General features: G+C 68.2%; 18 protein-coding genes. 13 read left to right on the forward strand and 5 right to left on the reverse strand.

Going from position 1 to position 19,243, the window contains the following annotated elements:
- Window positions 1-104 precede the first annotated feature (104 nt).
- From KF715_18720 to KF715_18730, 3 genes are all read right to left on the reverse strand, one after another.
- Complete coding sequence (locus KF715_18720) at window positions 105-722, reverse strand: response regulator transcription factor (GenBank protein ID MBX3738733.1); 618 nt, start codon at window positions 720-722, stop codon at window positions 105-107.
- A gap of 50 nt (window positions 723-772) precedes the next feature.
- Complete coding sequence (locus KF715_18725) at window positions 773-3,304, reverse strand: response regulator (protein ID MBX3738734.1); 2,532 nt, start codon at window positions 3,302-3,304, stop codon at window positions 773-775.
- A gap of 875 nt (window positions 3,305-4,179) precedes the next feature.
- Window positions 4,180-5,172: an NAD-dependent epimerase/dehydratase family protein gene (locus tag KF715_18730; GenBank protein MBX3738735.1), complete on the reverse strand. Its 993-nt coding sequence runs from the start codon at window positions 5,170-5,172 to the stop codon at window positions 4,180-4,182.
- Between the two features lie 218 nt (window positions 5,173-5,390).
- On the opposite strand from KF715_18730, the gene KF715_18735 reads away from it, so the two are divergent.
- The 13 genes from KF715_18735 (at window position 5,391) to KF715_18795 (ending at window position 14,726) form a co-directional block, all read left to right on the forward strand.
- A complete protein-coding gene (locus KF715_18735; protein MBX3738736.1) occupies window positions 5,391-6,176 on the forward strand; it encodes a DeoR/GlpR transcriptional regulator in 786 nt (261 codons plus the stop codon).
- Window positions 6,177-6,226: 50 nt separating this feature from the next.
- Window positions 6,227-7,546 (forward strand): 4Fe-4S dicluster domain-containing protein, encoded by a 1,320-nt coding sequence (locus tag KF715_18740; protein MBX3738737.1) that lies wholly within the window; start codon window positions 6,227-6,229, stop codon window positions 7,544-7,546.
- The gene (locus tag KF715_18745; protein ID MBX3738738.1) at window positions 7,543-8,094 is read left to right on the forward strand and encodes a BMC domain-containing protein; all 552 of its coding nucleotides are present in this window, start codon (window positions 7,543-7,545) and stop codon (window positions 8,092-8,094) included. The genes KF715_18740 and KF715_18745 overlap by 4 nt, the downstream gene beginning before the upstream one ends.
- 129 nt (window positions 8,095-8,223) lie before the next feature.
- Window positions 8,224-8,901 (forward strand): phosphate propanoyltransferase, encoded by a 678-nt coding sequence (locus KF715_18750; GenBank protein MBX3738739.1) that lies wholly within the window; start codon window positions 8,224-8,226, stop codon window positions 8,899-8,901.
- Window positions 8,902-8,945: 44 nt separating this feature from the next.
- The gene (locus KF715_18755) at window positions 8,946-9,215 is read left to right on the forward strand and encodes a BMC domain-containing protein (protein ID MBX3738740.1); all 270 of its coding nucleotides are present in this window, start codon (window positions 8,946-8,948) and stop codon (window positions 9,213-9,215) included.
- 28 nt (window positions 9,216-9,243) lie between these two features.
- Entirely contained in the window at window positions 9,244-9,522 is a 279-nt protein-coding gene (locus KF715_18760; protein ID MBX3738741.1) for a BMC domain-containing protein, read from the forward strand.
- 70 nt (window positions 9,523-9,592) lie between these two features.
- Window positions 9,593-10,783: an acetate kinase gene (locus KF715_18765; GenBank protein ID MBX3738742.1), complete on the forward strand. Its 1,191-nt coding sequence runs from the start codon at window positions 9,593-9,595 to the stop codon at window positions 10,781-10,783.
- A 46-nt stretch (window positions 10,784-10,829) separates the two neighbouring features.
- On the forward strand, window positions 10,830-11,123 hold the full coding sequence (locus KF715_18770; protein MBX3738743.1) for a BMC domain-containing protein: 294 nt from the start codon (window positions 10,830-10,832) through the stop codon (window positions 11,121-11,123).
- Between the two features lie 120 nt (window positions 11,124-11,243).
- Window positions 11,244-11,543 (forward strand): EutN/CcmL family microcompartment protein, encoded by a 300-nt coding sequence (locus tag KF715_18775; protein MBX3738744.1) that lies wholly within the window; start codon window positions 11,244-11,246, stop codon window positions 11,541-11,543.
- A 2-nt stretch (window positions 11,544-11,545) separates the two neighbouring features.
- Window positions 11,546-13,006 carry an aldehyde dehydrogenase gene (locus KF715_18780; protein MBX3738745.1) on the forward strand — a complete coding sequence of 487 codons (1,461 nt, stop codon included), beginning with the start codon at window positions 11,546-11,548 and terminating at the stop codon, window positions 13,004-13,006.
- 4 nt (window positions 13,007-13,010) lie between these two features.
- A complete protein-coding gene (locus KF715_18785; GenBank protein MBX3738746.1) occupies window positions 13,011-13,274 on the forward strand; it encodes a EutN/CcmL family microcompartment protein in 264 nt (87 codons plus the stop codon).
- Window positions 13,275-13,277: 3 nt separating this feature from the next.
- On the forward strand, window positions 13,278-13,598 hold the full coding sequence (locus tag KF715_18790) for an ethanolamine utilization protein EutN (GenBank protein MBX3738747.1): 321 nt from the start codon (window positions 13,278-13,280) through the stop codon (window positions 13,596-13,598).
- 39 nt (window positions 13,599-13,637) lie between these two features.
- On the forward strand, window positions 13,638-14,726 hold the full coding sequence (locus KF715_18795; GenBank protein MBX3738748.1) for a class II aldolase/adducin family protein: 1,089 nt from the start codon (window positions 13,638-13,640) through the stop codon (window positions 14,724-14,726).
- A gap of 221 nt (window positions 14,727-14,947) precedes the next feature.
- Here the strand turns inward: KF715_18795 and KF715_18800 are convergent, their stop codons facing one another.
- Both KF715_18800 and KF715_18805 read right to left on the reverse strand, forming a co-directional pair.
- A complete protein-coding gene (locus tag KF715_18800) occupies window positions 14,948-17,086 on the reverse strand; it encodes a hypothetical protein (protein MBX3738749.1) in 2,139 nt (712 codons plus the stop codon).
- Window positions 17,076-19,157: a hypothetical protein gene (locus tag KF715_18805; GenBank protein MBX3738750.1), complete on the reverse strand. Its 2,082-nt coding sequence runs from the start codon at window positions 19,155-19,157 to the stop codon at window positions 17,076-17,078. The genes KF715_18800 and KF715_18805 overlap by 11 nt, the downstream gene beginning before the upstream one ends.
- Between the last annotated feature and the right edge of the window lie 86 nt (window positions 19,158-19,243).

Raw genomic sequence — 19,243 nt, forward strand, 5'->3', positions numbered from 1 at the left:
CCAGCCTTGCCACGCTCCGCCGTCGCTCAAGCGACCGCGGGTCGGGGCATCCCTGATTTTTGCGCAGCCGGGAAAAACGCCGGTGTGATCCGAGCCGACAGGCCCTAGCGGGAAAGACCCTGTTCGCGCACCCAGATCGCCGCCCGCGCGATCAGCGCGTTGGCGTGCGGCAGGCCGAGCTTCTGCTTGATCGATTCCCGGTGGGTCTCGATCGTCTTGACGCTCACTCCGAGTTTGGCGGCCACCTCCTGCGTCGTATGCCCGTGGCCGAGCTCGCGGAAAACCTGGAGTTCACGCTCGCTGAGTTCCGCGAGCTCGTGGTCGCCGCTGGACGTCGACGTTCGCGACGGCACCGGAAAATCGAGCAGCCGCCGCACCGCAGCGACAACCTGGCCCGGACCCTCCCGTTTTGAAAGGAACGCATCGGCACCGGCCTGGAGCGCTTTCGGCCGGTAGACCGCCTCGTCGAGCATCGTCAGCACCACGATCCGCAAGGCCGGGCCATCGCGCCGCAGCTCGCGCACGAGCTTCAGTCCGTCCTCGCCGCCGAGCACGAGGTCGACCACCGCCACGTCGGGCCGCAGTGTCGCGGCCGCCTCCCGTGCGGTGATGCCGTCGTTCGCTTCCGCGCAGATCTCGAGTCCCGGATCAGTCCGCAACACTGCGGCGACGCCGGCCCGAAAAAGAGGATGATCGTCGACGAGAAGAATGCGCGCTGGCATGGCCGCGCCGAACGAAACGACGCGCGCGGAAAATACAAGCGCACAGCGCGTCAGGCTGCACGCAGCCAGCGCTGGAGTGCGGCCTCGACGGCCACCCAGCCCGCGCGCAACGCCGCCTCGTCCTTCCGTTCGGCGGCACGCACGGTCGCCTCGCACGCGTCCCGCAACGCCGCATCGCCCACCGCCGCGGCGCTGTTGGCGAGATAATGCGCGGCCCCGCGCACCCCGCCCCACTCGCGAGCCCCGACCGCCTGTGCCAGCGTCAGACGGTTCTGCGCCGCCACCAGCCGGAACTGCCGCGCCAACTCCTCCTGCCACGCCGGCAACGGCGTCGCCGCCGTCGCACCCGTCCGCCCGGACAGCGCCCCGAGCAATTCCTCCTGCGCGACCGGCTTGGTCAGAAACACGTCGAAGCCCGCCCGCAAAGCCGCCTCGCGCTCCGCCGCACCGGCATGCGCGCTGGCACCGACCAGACGCAGTTCCGGCCGGCGCCCGCGCAGCTCGCGCGCCAAATCCAGACCCGACTCGCCACCGAGCGCGAGATCGAGCACCGCCGCCTCGACCGAAGGGTCTTCTGCGGCGCGCACCGCCGCGGCCACGGACGCCGCCATCGTGCAACGCGCCCCTGCCGCCGTCAGCATCGCGGCGAAGAGTTCGCGCACCAGCGTGTTGTCGTCTACCACCAGAACGTGCCGACCCACGAGCGGGCGCGCCGCCCCCACGGGCGCCTCCGCCGGTCGCGCCGCCTTCGCCCCGACGACCTTCGCGTGAAAAGCGGTCCCGCTCGCCCCGTCGCTCTCCACCGTCAACCCGCCGTCGAGCGCCCGGCACAGCGCCGCACTCAACGCCAGGCCGATGCCGGCGCCCTCCTTGTGCGCGGTGCGCTCGAGCCGCGTGAAGGCCTGGAACAGTTTCCCCTGCGCTTCGGGCGCGATGCCCGGGCCGGTGTCCGCGACCGTCAGCCCGAGGGCCACCGCATCCCCCCGCGACTCCGCCTCCAAACGGACGCTCACCGTGCCACGATCGGTGAACTTCACGGCATTGCCGACGAGATTGAAAACCACCTGCCGCCAGCGCGCATCGTCGATGCACACGGCCTCGGGCACGGTGTCGTCCACCACACATTGCAGACGCAGGCCCTTGGCCTCCGCGCGCGGACGCAGTCCCTCGACCACGCTCAACACCAGCTGGCTCGGTGCGACGGTGCGCGACGCCAGGCGGAGCGTGCCGGCATCCACTGCGCCGAGATCGATCAGGTCGTTCACCAGCCGCGTCATCAATTCCCCGTGCTGGCGCATCGCCTCGATCCAGGCCGCCGCCTGGGCGTCGCCGCCGACGCGATCGCGCAGCAGTTCACCGTAGCCGAGCAAGCTCTGCAGCGGCGTGCGCAACTCGTGACTGACGGTGGCGAGGAAGGCGGACTTCACGCGGCTCGCCTCCGCCTGCACGACCGCATCGCGTTCGGCTGCCTCGCGCTCGCGCTCCACGCGCCGCTGCAACACCAGCATGGCACCCAGCAAAAGGCCCAGCGCCGTCACCAGCAGCGGTCCCGAACGCCACTTGCGCTCGATGCTTTGGAAGAACTCCCGTTGCTCGAATTCCAACCACCCGAGCATCCGCCCGTCCGCGGAGCGCAGGGCGGCCCGGCAAAAATACGGCTGCCCGATCTCCGGCACCGCGGACGTCTCGATCAGGTTTCGACCCTCTCTCCAGTCCGCCTCGTCCTGCGGCGTGGCGCGGCGCAGCACCTCCACAACGCCCTCGGGCAGCCGCCGGCGACTATCCGCGAGCACAAATACCCACCCGCTGTTGACCGCGATGACGCGCACCCGCTCGATGAACGGAGTGTAGCGAAACTCGCGCGCCACGAGGCGGGAAAGCGAGGCGCTCAAACCCTCGAGGTCCTCCGGCAACACGCGGGTCGCGCCGTCGCCGGTTTCACGCTGCCAGAGCGGCGGCAGCGGATCCGACCAGCGCTGGAGCAGGTCGGCGTTGAGGATTTGCGCCCGCGCAGCTGCGCCTCGCAGGCGGTTCTGGTGCAACTCGTGGCGGTTGTCCCGGCCGACCTGTTGCGCAAACCAGAGTCCGCCGAACAACCAACCCGCCGCCAGCAGCCACCAGCCCAACCCGACGCGGTCGGTCGTCGTCGACCGGTCCGGTCGCTCGCGGCGCAACACGAGGAACACGACGGCGGCCGCGAGGCACTGATAAATCGCCGCCACCAAGCCAAACGCCGTCGGCGGCCCGGCACGCTGCAGTTCTCCCAGCGCACCCGCCAGCGGCCCGATCGTGGAACACAACGGACCGGCCGCCGCGATCAGCATCGCCGCACGCACCGCCCGCGAGCGACCGCGCGCGAGCGCAAAAGCCAGACCGAGCACGGCGACGGACAGCGCGGCGCCTCCGATCCGCGGCGCGGATACGTGCACGCCCGCCGCTATGACCACCCCCGCCACCACCGCGGCGTGAGCGCCGAGCGAGCGATTCCGCAGCGCCAACCAGCTCCAACCGATCGTCCACCCCGCCACGAGCGCCGCGAGCAGCCAGTCGCCGAGCAACTCCACATCGATGACCGCCGGCACGAAGTCGCGAATCGTGCCGGGCTTGAGCCGGCTTTGAAAAATATCGAGGTGCGGGTTGAAGATGCCGAACTGCACCGCGGCGCCGAGCGCGCCCGCCGCCGCGACCCACGGCACCCACGTCCACGCCGCCTCGCGCGAGGCCCGCCGCCACCACAGCAACGTGGTAAAACCCCACCCCAGCAGCACGAGAAACCAGAGGTAATCCTGGTGAATCGCGCCGCGCTCGAACCAGAGCGGCCAAGGACTGGGGCTTGCCATCGGAGCCGGAGTCAACGCAGCCCGCCTCCGCCGACGAGAGCAAAATCGCACCGCGCTCGCCACGACGGTGCCAACCCCGCGCCAAGGCGTCTAACACCACCGTCACCAGACGCATCTCGGCGCGGGCGGCGCCTCGCCTGGCGCCATTCGGAGAAACTCATATTTTCGCTCGGAAGACGCGAGGCAGCCCGACCGATTCGCGGACGGGGTCTCAGACGCCCCGCGCCCGGAGGTCGCAGGCTACTTTGCAAGCGCGCTTAGGTGCCGGAGTGTGCGGGAGATCGTCCGAGAACCGGACTCCATCGAAAGTTGCGGATTCTGCACCATGTGCCCCATCGGCACCGTCGCGAAATGCTCCACGGCAGCACGAGTTCGAACGGGTCCTTGGAAAACGCAGCCGAGCAGGATGCCCGCGATGCTGCACGCGCGCAGGATTTCTGTCATCATCGTTGATAGCGCTCCCGCCAGCGCGAGCTACGCTCGGCACCGGCAAACGTCGCAGAGAGGCGCCGCGCCCGGCTCTTCCTCGCGGCTACGACCGCAACTCCGAGTGACAACACCACACACGATCATGTCACGTCCGCCGGCGAGCGGACATGCAACGCGGCGGATATTCCTCAGAGATAGTGGCTCAGCTCGCGCTCGAAGTAACCGAGCGTGAGCCGCAAGGCCGACCGGAGATCGGTGCGCGGCTTCCAACCGAGCTGCCGCTCGATGAGCGCGCCCGAAGAGTAGTAGTCGCCGATGTCGATCTTCTGGCGATCGGCGGGAAACTCGCGCACTTGGTAGCGCGCGCGGGTCGGACAAAGTTCCACCAGCAAGTCGGCCAACTCCCGCAGGCTAACTTTTCCCAGTCCACCGACATTGTAGACCTGACTGATCGCTTCATCGTGCGCGCCCGTCACGAGGAACGCGTCCACCGCATCGTCCACATAGGTGAAGTCGCGCAGCTGCGCTCCGCCCCACACCTCGAACGGCTCGCCCCGCAGCGCGGACTTGATCCACACGCCCACGAAGGTCTGGCGCGCGTCCTTGATCCGCATCCGCGGACCGATCGTATTCGTCAGGCGCAACACCGTGCTGCGAATGCCGTGCACCTGCGAATACAGCAGGTGATACTGCTCGCCCGCCAGTTTGTTGATGCCGTTCACGTCGACCGGCCGCAGCGGGTGCGCTTCGTCGACCGGCAAATAGTCGGGCCGCCCGTAAATCTGCCGCGTGCTCGCGAACACGATCCGCACGCCCGGGTTGTGCAGCCGGCAGGCCTCGAGAATCGAAAGCTGCGCCGCGCAGTTGATCTCCAGATCGGTGACTGGATCCGTCATCGAATCCATGTGGCTGGTCTGCCCGGCCAGGTTGAATAGCACGTCCTGTCCGCGCACGAAACCGGGCAGGCTGTGCAGGTCCCGCACGTCGGAGATGTGAATTGTCAACCGGTCCTCGATCCCGGCCACATTGCGCCGATTGCCGCCATACTCGGGCACCAGACTGTCGATCACCGTGACGTGCGCGCCCGCCTCCACCAAGGTGCGGGCCAGGTTCGCACCGATGAAACCGAGCCCGCCCGTGATGAGCACCCGCTGGCCACGATAGGAGGAGGCGGAGGTCATGATCAATCGCGGCGGATAGCCGGGGACTCGGGGCGAAACGCGAAAACGGGGAGCATCGGACGGCCATCGGAACAGGTCGCCGCGTCCCATTCAAGCCCGGCGCGACCGACGACCCGCCCGCCCGCACCTTCGCAGGAATTGCGCAGCGCTGGGCGTGGGTTGGTGGGCGCCGGATTTATGATTGTGTTCGCTCATATAAATTTAGTCTCCTGCCTCCCGTGCGCGTCTCCATGGACATCGTCAATGCTCGCCGGGAGCGGCTGCGGGAACTGATCCGCGTCGACGGTTTCCTGCCGTTGGCCGAAATCTGCCGCTGCTTGGAGATATCCGAAGCCACCGCGCGCCGCGATTTGGCGGTCATCGCCGGCGAGGGACACATCACCCGCACGCGCGGCGGCGCCCTCGCCGACTACAACGCCTCCTTCGACTCGCTCGCCCAGCGCTCGCACCGCGCGCGCCGGCCGAAGGAGAAAATCGCCCTCGCCGCCCTCGCATTGCTGCCCGCCAAAGGCACTGTCTTCCTCGACGCCGGCACGACCATCCTCGCCGTCGCCCGCGCGCTCGGCCGCAAGCGCGGTGCCGCCGCCGGCCTGACTTTCGTCACCAACAACCTCTCCGTCGCCACCGTGCTCGGCACGCACGAGGACATCGATCTCCACGTTCTCGGCGGCACGTTCCTGCGCCGCCAGGCCGCCCTGCTCGGCGGCGACGCCGTGCGCGCACTCTCGAACTGGCAGTTCGACGTCGCCCTGCTCGGCGGCGAAGGCATGGACGCCGACGGCGTCACCAATTCCCATCCCGAGATCGCCGCGTTCCAGAAGACCGTCTGCGAACGCACGCCGCGCACCTTCTTCTGCCTCGACGCCACCAAGCTCGGGCGCACCACGCCGCACCGCGTCGCCCGCTGGGGCGAGTTTGCCGGCCTCATCACGGATGCCACCGCGAAGCAGTTCGCCGCCGCGAGCATCAATATCCCTTCCCGTCAGCTGCTCCACGCCAGTTGAAGTCATGAACAAGACCGCGCCAAACACGGCCCCACCTGGAGCAACTTCGGATGAATCTGGCTGAACTGGTCCGCCTCGCCGGCGTCGTCGGCGCGGGCGGCGGCGGCTTCCCCGCCCACGTCAAACTCAGCGCGCGCGCCGACACGGTCATCGCCAACGGCGCCGAGTGCGAGCCGCTCCTGCACAAGGATGCCGCCGTCATGGAGCACCGTGCCCGCGACGTCGTGCGCGGCGTCGAACTCGCGATGGACGCCGTCGGCGCCACCACCGGCGTCATCGCCATCAAGGCGAAGAACAAGCACGCCGTCGAAACCGTCACCGCCGCCTGCGCCGGCACGCGCGTCGTGGTCAAGTTGCTCGGCGACTACTATCCCGCCGGCGACGAATACGATCTCGTCCATGAAGTCACCGGCCGCCTCATTCCCGCCGCCGGCCTGCCGATCCACGCCGGTGTCGTCGTGAACAACGTCGAGACGCTGGCGAACATCGCCGCTGCCGCCGAGGGACGTCCCGTCACGATCAAATACCTCACGATCGCCGGCGCCGTGCGCGAACCGGTCACGCTCGCGGTGCCCGTCGGCACCAGTTTCGCCGACTGCATCGCCGCCGCCGGCGGCGCCACGGTGCCCGACCCTGTGCTCTGCCTCGGCGGTATGATGATGGGCGAGACGACAACGAATCTAGACGTCCCTGTCACCAAAACGTCCACCGGCGTCATCGTCCTCTCGCGCGAGCACCCGGTCGTGAAGCGCAAGCTCACGCCGCCCGAAGCCAAGGCGCGCATCGGCAAGTCTGCTTGCGACCAATGCCGATACTGCACCGAATACTGCCCGCGCTTCCTGCTGGGCTACGCGGTCGAACCGCACCTCGTGATGCGTGGCCTCGGCTTCAACGGCACCGGCCAGCAGCAATGGAACGACTGGGCCGCGCTCTGCTGTGCCTGCGGACTCTGCACGCTCTACGCGTGCCCCGAGCAGCTCTTCCCCAAGGAAGCCTGCGACGATTCCAAGGCCGCGCTGCGCGCCGCGAATCGCAAGTGGTCCGGCCCGGCCACACCGCGCCCACACCCGATGCGCGAAGGTCGCCGCGTCCCGATCAAGGCGCTCCTGCGCAAACTCAGCCTCGAGGGCCTCGACGCTCCCGCGCATCTCCGCGCCGAACCGCTCGCGCCCACGCGCGTCACCCTGCGTTTGAAGCAAGGCGCAGGCGCCCCCAGCCAGCCGCTCGTCGCCGTCGGCGCGCGCGTGGCCGCCGGTGACGCGATCGCCGAGCCCGCCGCGGGCGCACTGGGTTCGCGCCTGCACGCGCCCTTCGCCGGCGTCATCGAGGCCGTCACCGCCACCGAAATCCTCCTCTCCCGCTCCGCATGAAAGAGAAATCCATCGGCCTCCTCGAACTCTCGAGTGTCGCCACCGGCTTCCGCGCCGCCGACACGATGCTGAAGGGCGGCGACGTCCGCCTCCTCCTTAGTCGCTCGATCTGCTCCGGCAAATACATGGTGCTCATCGGCGGCGATCCCGCCTCCGTCGAATCCGCCATCGCCGCGGGTGCCGAGGCGGCGAACGGCTTCCTGATCGACAAGACCGTCATCGCCAACATCCAGCCGGAAGTCCTCGAAGCGATCGGCCGCGCGCAGGTGCCGCAACCGAACGGTGCCCTCGGCGTGATCGAGTCCTTCAGCGTCGCCGCGCTCATCCGCGCCGCCGACACCGTCGCGAAGGCCGCCAACGTCACGCTGCTCGAGCTGCGCCTCGCCATGGCGCTCGGCGGCAAGGCCTATTGCACGCTCTCCGGCGACGTCGCTTCCGTCGACGCCGCCGTCAAGGCCGGCGCACTCGTCCTCGCCGAGGCCGGCGTGCTGGTCGACGCCGTCGTCCTGCCCCGTCCTCACCCGGACGTCTACCGCGAAGTTGTCTGATCAACGTCCAGCCGCTCTCCGCAACGATCATGCACCCGATATGAGCGAAACCGCGCATATCCGCACAGCAAAAGCCAACCTACGCCCAGCGGCCCGCGCCGCCCTCTGGCACAGTCCCTTCTCCTCAAGATGAGTTCCGCCCCAGCGTTGCCCCATCGGGCTGAGATCGAACACGTCGTCCGCCGCCTCGTTTATCAGCGGCTGAACCTGCCCATGCCCACCGCGGCCAAGGCGCCGCGCCCGCTCGTGGTCAATGTGAGCGCGCGTCACTGCCACCTCACGCAGGCCGCGGTCGAGACGCTCTTCGGCAAGGGCCACAAGCTCCAGCCGAAGAAAATGCTCTACCAAGCCGGCCAGTTCGCCGCCGAGGAGAGCGTCACGCTCATCGGCCCGCGCAGCCGCGTCATCTCGAATCTCCGCATCCTCGGCCCCTGCCGCGACCTCAACCAGGTCGAGCTGGCCTACACCGACGCCATCTCGCTCGGCTTCGAGATTCCCCTGCGCGCCTCGGGCGACATCAAGGGCACGCCGGGCTGCATGCTCATGGGACCGGCCGGCTTCCTCGAGCTGCCGGAAGGCGTCATTCGCGCCGCGCCTCACGCGCACATGCATCCGGACGACGCCGCCTTCTACGGCGTGAAGGCCGGCGACTTCATGAAGCTGCGCATCGGCGGCCCGGCCGGCATCACCTTCGACCGCATGCTCGTGCGCGTCTCGCCCGACTTCAAACTCGAGGTGCACATCGACACCGACGAGGGCAACGCCTGCGGCCTCGGGCCGGGCACGCCGGTCGAGCTGATCCGTTGATCCGTTTTTCCAACCCATCGCATCCAACTCCAATCCCCATCCTCATGAGTGAATCCATCGGCATGGTAGAAACCAAAGGCTACGTCGGCTCCGTTGAAGCCAGCGACGCCATGGTGAAGGCGGCCGGCGTCACGCTGGCCAAACAGATCCAGATCGGCGGCGGTCTGGTCACCGTCGTCGTCAAAGGCGACGTCGGCTCCGTCAAAGCCGCGGTCGAAGCCGGCTCCGAAGCCGCCAAACGCGTCGGCGAGCTCGTCTGCGCGCACGTCATCGCGCGCCCGCACGCCGAATTGATCAAGCACTTCGGCTTCTAAACCTCCCACCTCGAACTCCTCTTTCGCCATGGCACAAGAAGCACTCGGCATGATTGAAACCAAGGGTCTGTGCGCGCTCATCGAAGCGACCGACGCCGCCCTCAAAGCCGCCAACGTCACCATGACGGGCTACGAAACCATCGGTTCCGGCCACGTGGCCGCGTTCTTCCGCGGCGATGTCGCCGCGCTGAAGGCCGCCGTCGACTCCGGCGCCGAAGCCGCCAAGCGCGTCGGCGACGTCGTCGCCGTCCAAGTCATCCCGCGTCCGCACGAGGACCTCGCCGGCCTCGGCAAGTGGGTCGCGTGAGCGTCCGCGCTTCCTGAACGCGCGCGCGTCTCTCCCGGCGCGCGCTCTCACTTCCTCGCGCCACCGTGCCATGAACATCCTCGTCGCGAACCTCGGCTCCACCTCGTTCAAGTATCGTCTCTTCGGCCTCCAGGGCGAAGCGGCGCGCCTGCTCGCCAAGGGCGGCTTTGAACGCGTGACCGATCATCGCACGGCGATCGATCAGGCGCTGGGCGAACTCGCCGATGCCGGTCTCGTGCGCGGGCCGGCCGATCTCGCCGCCGTCGCGTTCAAGACCGTGCTCGGTGGCGACGTGACAGGCTGCGTGCTCGCCGATGAGCGAGTCGAAGCCGCGCTCCGCGCCACCGCCGACATCGCTCCGGCGCACAATCCCGCCTATGCGGAAGGCCTGCGCGTCTTCCGCGAGCGCCTGCCCAGCGTGCCGCGCGTCGCGCTGTTCGAGACGGCGTTCTACCAATGGGTGCCCGACTACGCGCGCCGCTACGCCGTGCCGGAGTCGTGGTATCAGGTCGGCATCCGCCGCAACGGCTTCCACGGCGCCAGCCACAAATTTATCGCCGAGCGCTCCGCTGAGTTGCTCGGCCGCGACGACGTCGCCGCGGTCGTCCGCCGGCTCTACCTAGACGGCCCGCGCGTCATTCCCGGCGCGCCGGTGCGCGTCATTTCCTGCCACCTCGGCGGCTCGAGCTCCGTCACCGGCATCTCCGACGGCGTCGCCATCGGCACGAGCATGGGCCTGAGCCCGCAATCCGGCCTGCCGCAGAACAACCGCGTCGGCGACCTCGACTCCGCCGCCGCGGCCACCGCGGCGCGCCGCCTCGGCCTCTCCGCGGAACAGCTTGGCCGCGCACTGACCAAGGAGAGCGGCCTGCTCGGCCTCTCCGGCGTGAGCAACGACCTGCGCGACATCAAGGCCGCCGCCGACAAAGGCAACAAGCGCGCCCAAACCGCGCTCGACGTCTACGTGCACTCGATCCGCCACTGGGTCGGCGCGTTCTGGTTCGATCTGGGCGGATGCGACGCCCTTACCTTCACCGGCGGCATCGGTGAAAACGCCGCCTGGCTCCGCGAAGCTGTTTGCGCCGGTCTCTCCGACCTCGGCCTCGATCTCGATTGCGAGCGCAACGCCGCCAACACGCCCGAGGCGGACCTCGCCGCCTGTGGCTCGCGCACGCGCGTCTTCGCGATTCCCGCCAACGAGGAGCTCGTCGTCGCCCGCGAAGCCGCCCGCCTCCTTACCGGGCTGTCCGTCACCCGCTGATCTTTCTCTCAACTCTCACCCTTAACTCTCAACCCAACTACCCACCATGGCCCAATCCGCCCTCGGTCTCCTCGAAACTCGCGGCATCACGGCGCTCGTCGCCGGCACCGATGCCATGCTCAAGTCCGCCAACGTCTCACTCGTCGGCCCGATGAAACAAGTCGGCAACGCGCTCGTCACCGCCGTCGTCACCGGCGACGTCGCCGCCGTGAAAGCCGCGGTCGAATCCGGCGCCGCCGCCGCCAAAGCCTACGGCGAGGTCGTCAGCGTGCAGGTCATTCCCCGCCCGCACGACGAGATCGCCGTCGTGCTGCCGAAGCCGGCCACCAAGAAAAACTGAAGAACTGAAAGGCTGAAAAACTGAACCGAGCAGTCGCGCTCGCCGCGCCCCTGCCGGTTCTGTTCAGCCGCTCAGTAATTCAGCCCGTCAGTCTTTCAGCCCTTCAGCCCTTCCCTCGCCATGTTCCTCGCCCGCGTGATCGGCGCCGTGGTCTCCACCAAAAAAGATGAGACCATGCGCGGCCGCAAACTCCTGCTCCTGCGCCCGATGTTGGTCGACGAGGCCAAGCCCGCGCAGTTTCGTCCCGGCTCCAACACCATCGTCGCCGTCGATTCGCTCGGTGCCGGCGCGGGCGATCTCGTGCTGTTCTGCCAGGGCAGCTCCGCCCGCCAGGCCGCCGGAATGAAGTCCCTCCCCATCGACGCCGCCGTCATCGGCCTCGTCGATACCGTCGAAGTGCTCGGCAACCGCCTCGCCTGACCATGTCTCTCGCCATTGATGAAGCGCTCGTGCGCAGCGTCGTTGAGGAAGTCGTGAAAACCTTCGGCCGCTCGTCCGCGGCCGCGCCTGCTTCCGCGAGCTACGCCACTCCCACCATCGTAAGCAGCGGCCGCCGACCGGGCGTTTTCGCTGACGCGCCAACCGCCTGCGCCGCCGCGCACCAAGCCTTCCTGAAACTCTCGGCCGCCGGCATCGCCGGTCGCGCCAAGGTCATCGAGATCGTCAAGACGCTCTGCGCCCAGAAGGCACAGGAATGGGGCAAGTTCGAGTTCGCCGAGACCAAGATCGGCCGCCTGCCGGACAAGATCGGCAAACTTGAGATCGTGAAACTCGTGCCCGGCGTCGAGTGGCTCCGTCCCGACGCGCGCAGCGGCGACCACGGCATCACGCTCGAGGAGTTCACACCCTACGGCGTTATCGCGGCGATCCTGCCGATGACGCACTCCATCCCGACGCTCTCCGGCAACATCATCAACATGGTCGCCGCCGGCAACGCCGTGGTCTTCAACCCGCACCCGGGCGGCGCCAAATCCGCCGCACTCGCCATCGCGACCTACAACGAGGCGATCAAAGCCGCCCTCGGCATCGAGAATCTCGTCTGCACCATCGAGCAACCGTCGCTCGAATCCTTCGACGCGCTCTGCAAGGCCCCCGAGGTCCGCATGCTCTGCGTGACCGGCGGCCCGCAGGTCGTCGCCGCCGCGATGAAGTCCGGCAAGCGCGCCGTCTGCGCCGGCCCGGGCAACCCGCCCGTCCTCGTCGACGGCACCGGCTGCGTCCAGCAGGCCGCGAAGAAGATCATCGAAGGCGCCGCCTTCGACAACAACCTGCTCTGCATCGGCGAAAAGGAAGTCTTCGTCCTCGAATCCTGCGCCGACGCCTTCATCGCCGCACTCTCGCGCCACGGCGCGAAGCAGCTCAACGGCCACCAGCTCGACCGCCTCACGAGGGCTGCCTTCACGATGAAGCCCGACGCTGGCGGCTGCTCGCACGCGGTGTTGAACCGCGCCTTGGTCGGCGCCGACGCCGCCGTGCTCGCGAAGCATGCCGGCATCGACGTCGCCGCCGACACGCCGCTGCTCTTCGCCGAGACGGATGAGAACCATCCCTTCGTTTACGAAGAGCAAATGATGCCGATGTTGCCGATCGTCCGCGTGAAGAGCGTGGAACAGGGCATCGCCGGCGCGGTGAAAGCCGAACACGGCTACAAGCACTCCGCGATCATCCACTCCCTCAACGTCGACCACATGACCGCCATGGCGCGCGCGCTCGACACGACGCTGTTCGTGAAGAACGGCGCCTGCACCGCCGGCCTAGGCCTCGGCGGCGAAGGCTACCTCTCCTACTCGATCGCCACGACCACCGGCGAAGGCATCACGACGCCGCGCACGTTCACCCGCACGCGCCGCTGCGTGATGGTCGACAACCTCCGGATCTACTGAGCCGATGAACTACGCGCGCATCGACGGCACCATCGTGGCGGCGGCCTGCCATCCCAGCATGGCCGGCACGCGCGCGGTAATTTGCCAGCCACTCGATGCCGAAGGCCGCGACGAGGGCGCCCCCGTCCTCGCCGTCGATCCGCTCGGCGCCGGCCTGCATCAGCGCGTGATTCTCTCCACCGACGGCTCGGCCACGCGCCAGCTCGTCAACGACCCGAAGACGCCGCTGCGTAACCTGATCATCGGCATCGTCGATCCCACTCCGTAACCCATGCGCCTCGGCACCGTCATCGGCCGCGTCACGCTCACGCTCAAGGAACCCGTCTACTCGGCGGGCAGTCTTCTGATCGTGCAACCGTTCACGCGCGACCAGTTCGCCGCCGCCGCGCGCGCGATGCCGAAGGGCACCCCGAAAGTTCCGCTCGCGCCCGGCTCGTCGCTCGTCGTGTTCGACGAGCTCGGCGCAACCATCGGCAGCATCATCGGCTTCACCGAAGGCGCCGAGGCCTCGCAACCTTTCGAGGGCGACGCCCCCGTCGACGCCTACTGCGCCTGCCTCGTCGACCGCGTCGACTACCAGCCCCCCCGGTAACCTCCTCCTCCCAGCTCCCAGCTCCCCGCTCCCTCTCCCATGCCTCAAGTCCTCACTCTCAGCGAAGTCGAAGCGCTCACCAAGTCCGGCCAAACCATCCCGGCCGACGCCATGCTGACGCCCTCCGCGCGCGACTTCGTCAACGAACGCACCCGCTACGCCGGCCGCGCCGCCTCGAACGGCACCGCCAGCCACGCAGCGCCCGCGCGCAACGGCAGTGCGCCGAAAGCGCCGTCAATTCCCGATTACGAATTCAAGTGGACGCCCGGCACCGATCCGAAGACGCCGGCCGAGATCGAGCGCTTCTTCAACTCGCCCGCGATCCAAGTCCTGAAGCAGCGCATGTGCGACATGGGCTCGCGCCTCTGGACGCGCGATTACACCGACGGCAACGGCGGCAACATCACCATCCGCGTCGGCGACAACCTCGCGCTCTGCACGCCCACGCTCATCTGCAAGGGCTTCATGAAGCCCGAGGACATGTGCCTCGTCGACCTCGACGGCAACCAACTCGCCGGCACCCGCGTGCGCACGAGCGAGGCGAAGACGCATTTCGGCATCATGAAGCGCCAGCCGGCCGCCAAGGCCTGCGTGCACGCGCACCCGCCGCACGCCACCGCCTTCGCCATCGCCAACGCCGAGATTCCCTCCTGCCTCATTCCCGAGGCGGAAGTGTTCCTCGGCAAAATCGGCGTCGCGAAATACCAGACGCCCGGCACCGCCGCCAACGCCGACGAGGTCGGCGAAGTCGGTCGCGACCACCAAGCCGTCCTCATGCAGAACCACGGCGTGATCGTCTGGGGCAAGGACGTCGAGGACGCTTACTGGAAGATGGAGAACATCGACTCCTATTGCCGCACCGTGTGGATCGCCGCTGGCCTCGGCACGGGACTGCACCGCTTCAGCACCGAGCACCTGAAGGACCTGATCAATCTCCGTCAAAAACTCGGCATGCCCGACCCGCGCGCCTCGCTGAAGGAGTGCGAACTCTGCGATACAACGGACTTTCGTCCCGGCGCAGTCTGCGACGCGCCGACCGCGCCGCGTGATGCCGCACCGAACGCCGAAGTCGAAGCCCTCGTCCAGAAACTCACCGATGAGATCACGCGCAAGCTCACCGGTGCCTGAGCCACGTTGATGGTGCAGGTTCGGCGCGGAAATTTCCTTTCCCGCGTCGCCCTCCCTCGACGCCGGGAAACGGCGCGCCGCTGACCGCATCGTAGCGGACGCAGTCGCTCCATTGCCTGCACCGTTGAAGCAAAACTCGCGGGCGCGCCACTCATCCCTGACTTTCGGCTCCGCGAAGGAGCCTACCAAACTTCAACTCGATCGGAGAAACAGTGGTCCGATCAGAAATCGCGGATTTCGCCGGCCCCGACCTCGAGGACGGGCCCACCACGGAACCGGATGCTCGCCCGCGCCTGCTCCGCTGCGCGCACCGTCAATCTCCATCCCGCACGCCCGCGTCGCCGGAGATCGAACCGCACGCCGCCCCAATGAAAATTCTCGACCGGCGCGAGGGCGCATGCGCCGTCGAGCGTCATCATGTCGATCCCACCCGCTGTGAGCAGCGCACCAATCCCGGCACCCGCGCCGACGTTCGAGGAGATCAACGGCGTCGCGCAGAGTCCCTGATCGCCGCGCGCCACTTCACCTGTCGCCGCGTCGACGCACTCCCACACGCTCGGCCGGAGCGCGATCATCCGCACGAGACCATCCAGCACTCTCGCGCTCAAGTCGGGGAAATACCGCTGCGCGGTGAACAGCCCCAGCGCGCACGATTTCGGCCACGCCGGTCCGCGCCAATAGTGTCGCGCCGCAAAGCCCGGCTCGTCCGGAGCCACCGTGTGGACACCGTAACGCCCCAGCAATCGCTCGAACGCGGGCCGCGCCTCCGTCGCGCGCTCTTCAGCGACGAGTCCGTAGGCGAGCGGGAACAGGCCGTCGACGCCGATCCGCGTATCGAGCGAGCCGTCCGCATGCCGCGCGCCGAACCATTTTTTCTCCGCGTCCCACAAGTGCGTCTCGAGTGCGGCGCGCGTCTGCTCCGCCTCCGTGCGCCAGCGGTCGCCCTCCCCGTTGCCCAGCCGGTCGGCGATGAGCGCCATCGCTTGCTCGTAGCGGCAGCGCTCCGCGCCGAAGATTGCAGGATAGCAGAACGCCTCCTTCGGTCCGCCCTCGCCGTAGGTCACGCGTTGCAGCACCGCCGTCGTGTCCAGACCGCAGTCGAACGACGTGAGCACGGCCCAGAGATGGAGATTGCGCAGCGCTCGGTCGCGCGTCGCACAGAGGTATTCGTGGAAGCGCGCGAGCCGCGGATACCAGCGGGCCAGCGCCGCATCGTCGCCGGTGCATTGCGCGTAGCGCAGCGCGACCCACGCGATGTGGGGCGTCTGCGTGATGTTCTCCCGTGCCCAACGCTCGCCCGGCACCGCCTCGTCGAGGTAGATCGCGTGGGTGATGAACCCGTCCTCGCGCTGGTGCTCGAAAAACAGGTCGAGCGCGCGCCGGATGTGCACCGAGGTGTGCTCGGGATTCTGGTTCGAGTGCCACTCCACGGCATCGAGCGCCCAAAGCCAGTAACCGCGATAGACCGGCAGCGCCTCGCAGACCAGATGGCCGTAGCGCGGACTGTCGTGGTAGTTGAGCCGCACCACGGACCAGCACTTCGCGTAGGCCCGCGCCTGCACTGCCTGCGCAAATTCCGGCCGCGGCAACGCCGCCAGCCACGCGTCCCACCGCGCGCCGACGATCGGCGTCAGTTCCGTCACCGCCGCCGCGGCCCTGGCCGTTTCCGCTCCCTCGCACGCGAGGCCGAGGGTGATTTCGGCCGATCCGTAGGGCGCCACGCGGACGGGCAGCTCCACCACGAGGTAGCGCGCGGCCGCACCACCCGAGCGCAGGGCTCCCGCCAACACGTCCGCTTCCGCGTCCTCGAGGTGCGCGTAGGTCGCCCAGCGCGCGAACGACCCGCACACCGCGAATCCCTCGGTCGCGAGCGTTCTCGCGTCTCGCGCGCACCACTCCGGCCAGCCGTGCCGGTTTTCGAAAACGAGAAACACGCTCCGCGCGAAGATCTGCAGCGCCCGGTTCCCGCAGCTGAATCGCCACGTGAAGGCGCCGTCGACGGCGCGGCCGAATTGCTCCGCCAGCACGAGGCCGTGATCGGAAAACGCCGCGGTGCGCGTCACGAGGTCCGGCCGGTATTCCTGCCTTTCCCAGACGAAGCTCGTCTGCGCGACCGGCCGACCGACGACGCCCGCACTCAGCCACGGCGCGAGGCGCCATTCGAGCACCGCGTCTTCGTCGTAGCCGCTCGACTTGCGGTCATCGTAACGCCAGCCGATGCAGCCCCAAGGCGCGGGATAGGCGAAGCCGAGCGAGCCGTCGCGCGGCTTCACCGCGATGGCCGTGCGCCGCGGGAGCTTTTCGTCGAACGCCTCGCCTAGCGCGTCCCACGTTCCCGCCGCGCTTACATCAGGGGACATGGCGGTAGAGCGAAATCCCGCGGACGAAATACAGCCGGCCAGCCGAATCCTCGACAAGGTCGGAGCCGCCCTCGCTCGCGCTGATCACGGTCAACGCGCGGGTCTTGGGTTCCAATTTGAACAGCACCCGGCCTTGGATCGTGCCGTAGACCCAGCCGTCGCGCGCGGTCAGCAGCGCGGCGTCGTGCACCACGACGCGACTGGCTTTCGGTTCGTAACGCACCTGCGGAAACAAGTTCGCGTGATGCTCGAAGCGGCGGGTTGCCGGATCGAAAACCACCAGCCACCCCTCGGTCATCATCCAGATTTTCCGATCCGGGCCGACCGCCACCGCCGTGATCGCGGTTTGATTGGGAATATCCGCTGGGAGTTCGAAAGTCTCCGCGCCTCCGTCGTCGAGCGAGTAACGGAGCAGCTTCGCGCGGGTCTGCGTCGGATGCGCACCGATGCCGCCGGAAATCGATGTGCCGGCGTAAACCACCCCGTCGAGCACCGCGCAGCTGAGAACACTGAGGTCCGGGATGCCGAGCTGCGCCGCCGACCGGAAAACGTGTTCGCCGGTGCGCGTGTCCAAGATCGTGAGCGCGCCGCCGAGTTCGCCGTAGCCGGGCACGGTGCCGATCACGACGCGATGCGCGCCGTCGTGCGTCATCGCGTAAGGCCGGTCCTGATGTCGCGCGGCCAGCTTGAAAAGCATCCGCGGATTCTCTCCCTCGCGCCACGGCTGACCGAGATCGTAGTCGTAAACAAGCGCCCCCGGGTAGCCGCCGAAGTAGAGATGCCCGCCGAGCTCGGTCATGCCCTCAGCTTGCGAGACACCGCGCAACGTCGGCAAGACCTCCGCTGGCCGCGCGGGATCGAACACACCGGTGCCGCCCGTGAGATAGCCAGAAACATAGACCTTGTCGTCCGGCCCAACCACGAGGCTCGACATCGTCTGGGCGGCACCGTCGATCGCGAGCGCCACGCTTCGGGTTTTGCCGGTTTTCAGATTCGTCTTCGCGAGCCAGATGCGGCCGCCGGAGTTGCAGATTCCGACGGCGGTATTGCCGGGAAACTGATTCTGGTCCGCGAGCGCAAGCCACGCGGTCGCATAGGAATTCGCGGGCCACGCCTCCCGACCGATTTCGCGCACAGTTCGGGTCGTCACGTTGAAGACACTCGGTCGCGCCTGGTTCGTGAACGCGACGTTGCCGTCCGCGTCGGCCTCGCTGAACGAGAGGCCGGTGGCAGGGAAGATCGCTGTGGCCTTCGCTCCCACTTCGCCGCTCACATCGAGGGCGACGGCCTGATTCGTCGACAGCAGCCGGACCAGCAGCGTGTCGCCCACCACGCGCGCCGCATAGGGAAAATCCGCGCCGGCAAATTCCGCCGGCAGCACCTCGCGCGTGCGGCCGGTCGCAAGGTCGATGCGAGCGACCCGGGCGTTGGGACCGTAGCCCGCGTAGATCACGCCGCGCTTCGCATCGTGCGCGACCGCGCGCACGTAGGTCGGCAGCGCGCCGGAGACCTTCCGTTCCGCTCCGGCATCGACGCGCTTGAATCCTGCGGCACGCGAGTAGCGAAAGACGTGGGCACCGGGGAAAGTGCCGCCGTAGATCGCACCATCCTCGCCGGCGCAGAATCCGTAGAGAAAACTCTGCTCGGGCGCGGTCATTCCGAGATCCTCCAGCTTCTCCGTGCCGGGCTCATAGCGGAAAACGTGTCCACTGCGGTAGACGCCGGCGTAGACCGCGCCGTCGCTCGCCACCGTCATCGCCCAGCCGCCCTCGCCGCCGGGAATGGTGAGCGTGCGTTCCACGCGCGCCGTCTCGACATCCACGACCACGAACCGGGCCGGGGCGCTGTCGCCCGCGAGCGCGCCGTCCTGGAGAATATACGCTTTCGCCACGCCCGCCCGGTCGAGGCCGAACGTGGCGGCGTGCGTCGTCGCACCGAACACGCGGGAGCCCAGATCTTCGATGCGCGGCGCCGCCGCTCCCGAGGCGAGGACGACAGTCGCGAAGACCGTCGCGATTCCCCACCCGCTTCGTCCCGGTCCCCTGCGAAGTGTCGGCGCGCGTTGCAGCATCTTGTAACCATTCGGTTATCTTGCGCCGCACAGGTCAAGCGCCGACTCCCGGTGCCGGAACAAAAAAAACGGGCGGGCACCGTGAG

Origin of the sequence: Candidatus Didemnitutus sp. (assembly GCA_019634575.1) — a bacterium.
In the GTDB taxonomy this organism is placed as follows: domain Bacteria; phylum Verrucomicrobiota; class Verrucomicrobiia; order Opitutales; family Opitutaceae; genus Didemnitutus.